Source organism: Azospirillum brasilense, from assembly GCF_003349955.1.
Classification (GTDB): domain Bacteria; phylum Pseudomonadota; class Alphaproteobacteria; order Azospirillales; family Azospirillaceae; genus Azospirillum; species Azospirillum brasilense_B.
Window position 1 is genome coordinate 3,210 of sequence record NZ_QLKQ01000025.1, and the last position, 10,262, is coordinate 13,471.

General features: G+C 63.8%; 4 protein-coding genes. 1 reads left to right on the forward strand and 3 read right to left on the reverse strand.

The annotated features are described in order from the left end of the window. On the reverse strand, nucleotides 1-826 hold an 826-nt coding region (locus DXK32_RS13230), incomplete at its 3' end, for a hypothetical protein (protein ID WP_205215708.1). Between the two features lie 104 nt (nucleotides 827-930). Between DXK32_RS13230 and DXK32_RS13235 the strand changes: the two genes are divergently transcribed. Further along, a complete protein-coding gene (locus DXK32_RS13235; protein ID WP_162801164.1) occupies nucleotides 931-1,335 on the forward strand; it encodes a hypothetical protein in 405 nt (134 codons plus the stop codon). Nucleotides 1,336-1,526: 191 nt separating this feature from the next. On the opposite strand, the gene DXK32_RS33470 is transcribed toward DXK32_RS13235, so the two are convergent. Together DXK32_RS33470 and DXK32_RS13245 are read right to left on the reverse strand one after the other, a co-directional pair. Next, nucleotides 1,527-7,778 (reverse strand): cadherin-like domain-containing protein, encoded by a 6,252-nt coding sequence (locus DXK32_RS33470; protein ID WP_114858936.1) that lies wholly within the window; start codon nucleotides 7,776-7,778, stop codon nucleotides 1,527-1,529. Nucleotides 7,779-8,346: 568 nt separating this feature from the next. Beyond that, on the reverse strand, nucleotides 8,347-10,262 hold a 1,916-nt coding region (locus DXK32_RS13245), incomplete at its 5' end, for a calcium-binding protein (RefSeq protein WP_205215709.1).

A 10,262-nucleotide genomic window follows, 5' to 3' on the forward strand; every position in this document is an offset into this window, starting at 1 on the left:
AGTCGAGCGGCGCGCGCTCGCGGGTGTATTCCAGCAGGGCCGCGCGGTAGGCGGCAATCGCGACGAGCAGCGCGGCGTTCTCGCCGCGACGATCGCCGCGCTTGTAATATTCCTGAGCCTTGCCGACTAGCCAGCTGCCTATCGTGTCCGGAGTGGTGGCGCCTTCGATTTCCGCCATCTTCCGCAGCTTTGTCACGGCGGCCTCGTCATCGAGGGCGAGTTCGTCGAAGCGGACGGCCTCTTCCAGCAGCCGGAGTTGGCGGCGCCGACGTTCCCCCTGCCGGTCCGCTTCCTCTCGTTCCTCTCGTGCCAATTCTTCCATGAAGGCGGAGGACGCCTCCTTCAGACGGCCGGCATCGAAACGCCGTTTGGCTTCCCGCCGCGCCGCCTCGAAGGCCTCGCCCTCGTTGCTGTGCCGTCCCAGCTCCCGGCGGGCCGCGTCGATCCAGTTCTCCAACCAGGGAACCAGATCGTCCCGGCCGAGCCCCTCACCGCCGAGACGCTCGACGATCGCCCGCACCGCAGCTTCCGGAATGCCCTCCGCACGCGCCCGCTCGAAGACCCCGCCATTCTCGGCAATGGCCAGCAGCTTGGCCAGCATGGCAGCTTGGTCACGCTGGCTGTCCTCGACCCGCTTCAGGCTGTCGGGATCGCCGCCCGGACAGACCGTCACCGTTCCCGAATTATTTGCGATCGTCGGGCTGCATGGGCCGCTCGATTGCTGCTCGATGCGGGCTGCCGGAGCGGGGCCGGCGGTAGCGGCGGAAAGCACGCCGCCGCTGAGGAACGCCGCCGCGGCGACCGTCACGACCGGCCTGAGCACCATAGCAGGTTTCTCCCTCTCCACATGACTCCCGATCCGCTTGGACTCTTCCCTTCGCACGCGGTAACGGTAGGATAGCATCTCCGTAGGAGAGTGGATTAAATGAAATGCTATTAAAGAAAGAGGTGAGGGTGGGGCACGGGATCGAGCGCATGGCGGCCACCCTGTCGGCGCTCGCGATCGTCGGCACGGCCATGGGGCTGCTGATCCGCAACGAGCCGATCGCCGATCCCCGACTGTTCTTCGCCCTGCGCGTCATCGTGAGCGTCGCCGCGGCCGTGCTCGGCGCGACGATCCCCGGCTTCCTCCAGGTCCGCTGGTCCCGAGGCGGGCTTGCCGTTCGGGCCGGCGGGGCACTCGCGCTGTTCGTGCTGACCTTCGTTTACACGCCGGATCTGGTCACCGCCCAGGGTGCCGGTCCCGCGACAGTCATCCAGTCCTCCAGTGGCAAGTTCAGTCCACCGATCATCGGCAACTCTGGCAGCATCACCATCCAGGGGGGCAAGCGGTAAAGCCAGAACTGGCGTGACCGCTCTTTCTGCGCCTTTTCGCGACAGCACCAGGGCGGGCGAGCCCGCCCCTCTCCGCTGCAGCTTGAGTGAGCTTCCGTCCTGAAGCGGACACCCGAATCTGGTCTGCGGTGTGTCCGTCAACCTCCCTTTGACGGACACACGATCTGGAAAGCAGGGAGAAGACACCGGCGTCAAGCCGATGCCACCACCCGGATGTCGCTCGCAGACAAAATGCCGACGTTGAGCGTTACGATCGGGATCGCGGCACCCGCTCCGCTGCCGTCCGGATCGTAGGAAAGGACGCGCGTTACCGTGTTGAACACGAAAAGGTCGTCGGCATCGGCTGGCGTGTTCAAAGCAAAGAAGCCAGAACCCAAGTCTCCAGAAGGCAACCCGCCAAAGGCTGTTCCGACAACCTCGATCCGGTCCTCTCCCAGTTTAAAATCGGTTATGGCATCAACGCCATCCGTGGACGACACAAATCGGAAGGCGTCAGCGCCGCTGCCGCCGATCAAGGTGTTGTCGCCGGAGCCGCCAACCAAGGTATCGTCACCGTCATAGCCATACAGCACATCCGCTCCAGACGTTCCGGCCAGGGTATCGCTTCCCGAGGTGCCTTCCACCATCTCAGGGGCCTCGTTCCGCCCCTGCACGACGACAGTGAGTGTCTGTGCGGTCGAGGCCGTGCCGTCGGTGATGCCGTAGGCAAAGGTCAGCGTCTCGCTCTCACCCTCGCCGAGGTCATCGAACTGGCCCGGGTCGAGCGTCAGCGACGAGCCGTCGCGTCCGACCGTCACGTCCCGCCCGCCGGTCTGGTGGAAGCCGGTCACCGCCAGCGTGTCGCCCTGGTCCGGGTCATACGCTCCATGCAGCAGGTTCACCTCGAGCAGCGTCGCATCCTCATCCGTCGCTGCGGTCAGCGAAGCCTCCACCACCGGCGCGTCGTTGCGCCCCTCCACGGTTACGGTCAATGTCCGCGCCGTCGCGTCCATGCCGTCCGTGACGCCGTAGGCGAAAGTCAGCACCGCGCTCTGCCCCGCCGCCAACCAGTCGAATTGGGTGGGGGCCAGCGACAGCAGTCCGCCACTCAAGGTCGCGGCCGCTGCCGGCCCACCGGTCTGAACCATGTTCGCCACCTCCAAGGTGCTGCCTTCGAAGTCCCAGGCCCCCTGCAGCAGGTCCACCGTCAGCGGCGCGGCGTCCTCGTCCGTGTCCGCCGCCAGCTCTCCCGGAAGCAACGGCGCGTTATTGGCATCGAGCCGCAGCATCATGTCGGCGAACTGCACCCATTCGACCCCCTGAAGGGTATCGGTGCCCTCGGCTCCACTCAGCGCCTGGATCGTCCAGGTCGAGCCGGTCTTTGTCGCCAGATAGTCGCGGGCATTGCCAGCGAACACCGCCGTGTCGTTACCAGTTCCGCCGAACAGCGTGTCGTTGCCCGCTCCACCGAACAGACTGTCGTCACCCGACCCACCGTCGAGCAGGTTCGCGGCACCATCGCCGGACAGCATGTCGGCGAAGGCCGAACCGGTCAGGTTCTCGATGGAAACCAACACGTCCCCCGCCGCCTCGCCCGCCGTTCCCATTCCGGAGGCCAGGTCGACCGCCACGCCCGCCGCGGCCGCAACATAGCTCACCGTGTCGGTGCCGCTGCCGCCATCCAGGGTGTCGGCCCCGAGCCCGCCGATCAACGTGTCATTGCCCGCCCCTCCGGACAGGCTGTCATCCCCGTCCGCTCCGGCGAGTCGGTTGTCCTGCGCGTTGCCGGCCCCGCTGAACGGCCCGCTGCCGGTGTAGGTCAGCACCTCCACGTTGGCGCCCAGAGCATAGGCGGCGAGGCTCGTGCGCACCTCATCGGTGCCCTGGTTGGCCAGTTCGGTCACCACGTCGCCGGCGCTGTCCACAATGTAGACGTCATTGCCCGCCCCACCGGACAGGCTGTCGTCACCCGTGCCGCCATCCAGTGTGTCGTTGCCATTGCCGCCGACCAGGGTGTCGTTGCCCGCTCCGCCGTCCAGGAGGTTGGAACCGCCATTGCCGGTCAGGACATTGTGCAACGCATTGCCCGTGCCGTTGAGCGCGGCCGAGCCGGTCAGGGTCAGGTTTTCGATGTTGGCGCCGAGCACCCAGGAGACCGAGGCGTTGATCGTGTCGGTGCCTTCGTCGGCCAGTTCGACCACCAGGTCGCCGGCGTTGTCGACGATGTAGAGATCGTTGCCGAGGCCACCGGCCAGCAGGTCGGCCCCGGCCCCGCCGTCCAGCCGGTTGGCCCCATCGTCGCCGACCAGCGTGTCGGCACGGGACGAACCGGTCAGGTTCTCGATCCCGATCAGAACGTCCCCGGCGGCATCGCCGGCCGTCCCGATGCCCGCTGACAGGTCCACCGCTACGCCGGCCGCGGACCCGGTGTAGCTGGCGGTGTCGCTGCCCGCCCCACCGTCCAGCGTGTCCGCCCCGGCCCCGCCGGTCAGCGTGTCGTCGCCGTCCAGGCCGCACAGCACATTGGCCCCCGCCGTGCCGGTCAGGTTGTTGTTCAGCGCGTTCCCGGTCCCAACCAGCGCGGCCCCGGTCAGCACCAGCGCCTCGACGTTGTCGCCCAGCGTGTAATCGATGGCGCTGCGCACCGTGTCGGTCCCTTCGCCGGCGAACTCGATCACCACGTCGCCGGCATCGTCGACGTAGTAGGTGTCGTTGCCGATACCGCCGGCCATGAGGTCTGCGCCAAGGCCGCCGTTCAGCGTGTCGTTGCCCGTCCCCCCGTCCAGTGCGTCGTCCCCGGCGCCGCCGTCGAGGGAATCGTTGCCTACCCCACCCCACAGCGTGTCATTGCCATCGCCACCGCGCAGGGTGTCGTTGCCGGTACTACCGGTGCCGGCGAAGTCCCCCGTACCGGTGTAGGTCAGCACCTCGACGTTGGCGGCCAACGTGAAGGCGGCGAGGCTGGTCCGCACCTCGTCGGTGCCCTCGCCGGCGGTCTCGATCACAACATCGTCCGCGTCGTCGATCAGATACAGGTCGTTGCCGGCCCCGCCGACCAGCGTGTCGAGGCCGAGGCCGCCGGCCAGCGTGTCGTTGCCGCTGCCGCCGCGGATCAGGTTGTCCAGGTCGTTGCCGGTCCCGGCGAAGGCGCCACTGCCGGTATAGGTTAGAATTTCAACATTGGACCCCAGCATGTAAGTGGTGAGTGTGGTACGCACCTCATCAATGCCTTGGCTGGCGGCTTCGACGATCGACACGTTGGCAGCGTTCACCAGGTAAACATCGTCACCATTGCCACCGATCAAAGTGTCGGCGCCGCCACCACCGTCGAGCGTGTCGCTGCCGTCATCGCCTGCCAGGCTGTCGCTGCCGCTCCCCCCAGTGATCCTGTTGTCCAGGGAATTGCCGGTCCCAATGAACGAGCCGGTGCCGATGTAGCGAAGGTTTTCGATCCCTGCACCAATTTGATAGGTGCTGAGCGTCGTGCGAACCTCGTCAATTCCTCCGCCGGAAGCTTCGCTGACGCAATCGCGAAGATCATCGACGATGTAAATATCATCGCCGGCCCCGCCCATCATCGTGTCGCCGCCCGCCCCACCGTCCAGCGTGTCTGCTCCGGCCCCACCTTCCAGAAGGTCATTGCCGGCGCCACCCACCAGGGAGTCATCGCCTCCGAGACCGACGATCCGGTGCCGATCGACCCCGCCTACAAGCGTGTCCGCGAGATCCGTGCCAATCAGTTCCGACACGAACGGCTCGATGGAACCGACCCAAACCCTTGTCGCAATACCCCAGCCGCTGCTGTCCGGTGTGCCAAAGCCAGCAACAAAGCCGCCATCCGGGCGGGCGGCTAGGGATGGTCTATGCTGATAACCGGCAGTCGTTTGGGCCAGTTGAATCTCGTCGCCCAACCGGTTCCCAAACGCGTCGAACCGTTGCGCATACACACCGTTCGGGTCACCGGCGTCAGGAGAGGCGTAGGCGACGATGAAGCCGCCATCGGACATGGCAATGACAGAGGTCGGAGTCTGGGCTCCGGCCGTCCGCACGGAAACTGTGAACTGGGCGCCCCTGGCGGTGCCGTCGGCATTGAACAGACGACCGACGGAATCGGCATCCACGCCACCGGTTGCTGTCTGCCAGACGACAACGTAACCACCGTCCGCCAGTCCGGCGACCATCGGATAGGCCTGGGTATAGCTGTTTGCGTCATGCACCAGAGTCTCGTCACCGAGCTTCACACCGGTCGACGAGAAGCGCTGCATCACCACGTCGACGTTCGCAGTGGTCCCCGTGTACGTGTGCCAAACGACCACAAAGCTGCCATCCTGCAATCCTGCCACCGCCGGATTGGGATTGAACGGCAGAGTGGTTTCCGTCGGAGGCAGGGCGACGTTGAACTCGGCGCTTGGTATCTGTTGGAAATTGGAGTCGTAAATACGACCCAGGATGGTAGATCCAACGTTCGGAACATGGTTTGAGTACACAACGACGAACCGGCCATCGGCCAACGGCGTCACCGCGACCTGATGCTGGTCCGAAGCAACGGTCCCGCTGACCCGGAATTCCTGCCCAAGCGGAATGCCCGCGGAATCATAACGCTGGCCGAAGATGCCGGAGCCGCTGCCATCCTGACCGTTCGACTGCCAAAACACGGCGAACCCACCGTTGCGCGTTGCCACCACGGCCGGCGCAAACTGGTCGGATACTGTATAGGTGTTGATGCGCATGTTGCCGCCGAGTGCGGCACCGTTTTCGCCAAAGCGTTGGGCGTATATGCCGTATCCGCTGCCGTCCTGGCTGTTGGACGCCCAAACGACGACGTGACCGCCGCCGACCAGCGAGGCCACGGCACTCCACTGCTGGTCGTTCGCCTGCACTGTGTTGACAAGCATTTGGTTCCGCGCCGACAACTCCGGCAAGGGTTGGAGTACGGTCACCGTCCCTTGCGACCAATTGCTCCATTGGCTTCCGTCCGACGCGCGCACTTCAAACGCCTCGTTGCCCGCCCGAGTCCCGGCAACGAAGCGCACCGTCCCAAGCTCGGCCGTGGACACCCTGATGGTCGAACCGGCTGACTGTACGACCCCGTTCACCGTGAAGTAGCCGCCATCGGCACGGTCGGTCAGGTCGCGCAGTTCGTAAAGCACGACCTGCTGCAGGCCGGCTTGAATACCCGCCGGACCCTGACTGTGTCCGTTATGAAAGAGGCCTTTGGCGGTCATGGCCTCATTGACGGCCATGTTTACCACCCGCGCGTCAACAACCGGGGCAACCCCGCTGGCGCTGAAGACCCGAGTCGCGATCCCCATATCGGACCCGTCCGGTGTCGACCAGGTTGCGACGAAACCGCCATCGGCGCGTGCCGACGCCCAGCCGAGATACTGCGTGCCTGCGCTGACCGCATTCACCTGGAATTCTTCACCAATCCGTTGCCCGTTGGCGTCGAAGCGGCGGGCAAAGACGCCATTGTCACTCCCATCCAGACCACCGCCCGCTGTCCACATGACGAGGAAGTTGCCATCGGCCAGGGCGGTGACACTCGGTTGGGTTTGGCCGTCGAAAGTCCAATCATTGACACGGAACTCTTCCCCGCGGGCCGTTCCATCGGCGTTGAAGATGCGCGCGCTGATCCCAGTGCCGCTGCCGTCGGACGAGGCCATCCAAGCGACCACATACCCACCATCGACGAGCGCCGTGATCATCGGCAGCCGCTGCTCGGTGGCGTCCGGCGCATGCACGACGAACTCCGATCCGAGCTTTACGCCTGCGGCGCTAAACCGTTGAGCGGAAATGTTGCGATCAGTCGTCGCCGAACCGGCTGCGCCGTAGGATTCCCACACGACGACGAAGGTACCATCCGCAAGCCCCGTGACCATCGGCTGCGCCGAGTACGCCTGGGGATTGGGACTTGTCGGTGCACTGACATAGAACTCGCTGCTGGCACCGGTTGGTGTGAAAATGCGGCCGACAATCGCGTTACCCTGCCCACCCTGCTGATATGATGACCACACCGCCACGGAATGTCCGTTAGCCAAATTTGTGACGGACACTTCAGCTTGGTTGTTGGTCGTGTAGACGTTCACTCGCTGGTCCGTGGCGTCGACCGCGTTTCCCGAGGCATCGAAGCGACGCCGAAAAATACCGTAGCTGCTTCCATCCTGATTGTTGGACTGCCACCAAACGGAAAAGCCGTCGTCGTTTGGATTCGCCAGTACCATGGGAGCGAATTGGTCGCCTGCCCCCGTGATGTTGGCGCGGAACTGGCCACCGTCATAAGAACCATCCGCGTTGAAACGCCGGCCAACGATTGCCCATCCGCTTCCATCGGCAATAGCCGATGCCCAAACAACAACAAATTTCCCACTTTTTAAGACTGCAACAACACTGTCGTACTGGGTGTTTCTAGAATCGGTCGCGTCATTCGCGCGAACTTCATCAGACGCTAATATTGATGACGGCATGATTTATATCCATAGATGTGGTTGCAACAAATTTGGGGATATAATATTTTTATTAGATTTCTGTCATATTTTGCAGTTCTCGCGCATAATGGATGAACACGCTCCGCACGTTATAATATATATGGATTAAATTAAACAACATTTAGAACGCTAACTGATGGAGAATTATATCAATAGGTTGAGTGGAAATCCTGCAAACGGCCGTTTCCCGTACGCATCACGGGCTGTCCGCCAACCCACTTCGGCGACGGGTTTCCGGACACGCAGTTTGTCGGACGGGTTTCCGGACAAACCTCGCGGTCATTCAGAACACACCTTGTCCGTTCCTGGCGCTCGGCCGGCGTCGGAAGCGGTTGGCCAAGCTGCCAGCCACTGCGTCGACGAGCGGCGATCGACATTGAAAAGCAGCCGATGGCGCATTTCCATGATGCGCCTCGTGAAGTAGGCCGAGAGCCGCCTTTTCGCGACAGCACCAGGACGGGCGAGCCCGCCCCTTTCCGCTGCAGCTTGAATCAGCTTCTTTCCCAGGGTGGAGCGGAGAAGGTGCGCCACCTTCTCCGTCACAAGATCACACGGTCACAAACCAGGAGTTTGAGACCGCGGTGATCTGTACACCGACCAAGGTGACCGTATCCGAGGCGCCGAAAACGATCCGAGCGTTGCCACTCACATCGGTGGCCAATGTGTAGGTTTGACCTTCCGCCAAACCGATGAGATCGCCCTGCCCGGCGTTGAAATCCCGCAGGATGTCGTTGCCTCCGCCGTTCGAGAAGACGAACAGGTCGGCACCGCTTCCGCCAATCAACGAGTCGTCGCCGAAACCACCAACCAATGTGTCGTTACCGCTGCCGCCGGACAGGGTATCGTTTCCGCCACCCCCGCACAGCCAGTCGTTCCCGTTGCCACCGGACAGCGTGTCGTTTCCGTCTCCGCCGTCCATCCAGTCATCACCGTTGTCACCGCGCAGGCTGTCGGCGTAGGCACCACCCGTGAGTGAGTCGTCGCCATCCCCACCGATCAGTTCCACCGCGGAGGAGGCGTTGACCGCCGTCACGGTGTCGCTGCCGACGCTGCCGCTGAAGAGCTCGATGGAGGCCGACAGATCCAGCGTCACGCCGCCGGAATATCGGGCATAGACCGTGTCATTGCCGGCGCCGCCATCCAATGATGCGTTCTGGGTATCGACATACAGGCGATCATCACCGGCGCCGCCGAACAGCGCGTTGCTGCCACCGCCGCCAACCAGAACATCGTTCCCGGCGCCGCCAAACAGCGTGTCGTCGCCGACGTCGCCACGCAGCGTGTCGTCAAAGGCGCTGCCAACCAGGAGGTCGTCGCCGGCACCGCCGTTGATCTCCACCAGCGTGACGGAGCTGGTGGCGGTCAGGATGTCGTTGCCGGAGCCGCTGAACACCCGCTCGATGCCGCCGGCGGTAAGGTCGAGGGTGAGGTTTCCGTCTCCTTGGACATAGGCGGTGTCGAACCCGGCCCCGCCACTCACCAGAGCATCGTCCGCGTCGATGTACAGCACATCATCGCCGTCTCCAGCGATCAGGGTGTCGCTGCCATTGCCGCCGGTCAGTGTGTCGTTGAAGGCGCTCCCAAGGATGAGGTCGTCGCCGTCACGCCCGTTGATCGCAAGGCCGAGGAGGGCGCCGGTGCCGATCAGGCTGTCGTTTCCGCCTCCGCCATAGGCCTGCTCAATGCTGCACGCCGCCAGATCGAGACTGGCGCCGACGTTGCCTTGGACGACGGCGGTGTCGAAGCCGGCACCACCCTGCAATGGCGCGTCGGCATCGTCGAAGTAGAAGCGGTCGTCGCCATCGCCTCCGATCAGCGTGTCGGCACCCGCTCCGCCGGTCAGCGTGTCGTTGCCTGCTCCGCCGACGATCACGTTGTTCAGCGTGTTGCCGGAGCCCTTGAAATTGCCAATGCCTGTAAAAGTCAACCGTTCGATCTCGGCGCCCAGCGCGTAGGCAGTCAGCGTGGTCCGCACCTCGTCGATGCCTTCGGCAACGGATTCCCTGACAACGTCGCGTGTGTCGTCCACAAGATAGACGTCGTCGCCCGTCCCGCCGATCAGCGTATCGGCACCGGTTCCGCCATCCAGCGTGTCGTTGCCGTCTCCACCGGTCAGCGTGTCGTTGCCGTCTCCACCGGAAAGAATGTCGTTGCCGCCCCCCCCGATGATCGCGTTGTTCAGTTCGTTTCCAATTCCGGTGAACGATCCCGTGCCGGTGAAGGAAAGGTTCTCGACGTTCTCAGGCAGGGTATAGGCGAGCAAGATGGTCTGAACGGTATCGGTGCCCTCGTCAGCTTCTTCCACGATCATATCGCGGGCAGCGTTGATCACATAAACGTCGTCACCCGTTCCGCCGGCCAGCGTGTCGGCACCGGACTTGGCGGGCGCAACCAACACCCCTTGTGCTTCGAAGCCAACGAGGTCGGCACGCCCGTCGCCGTTGACGTCGGCGATTTCGCGGG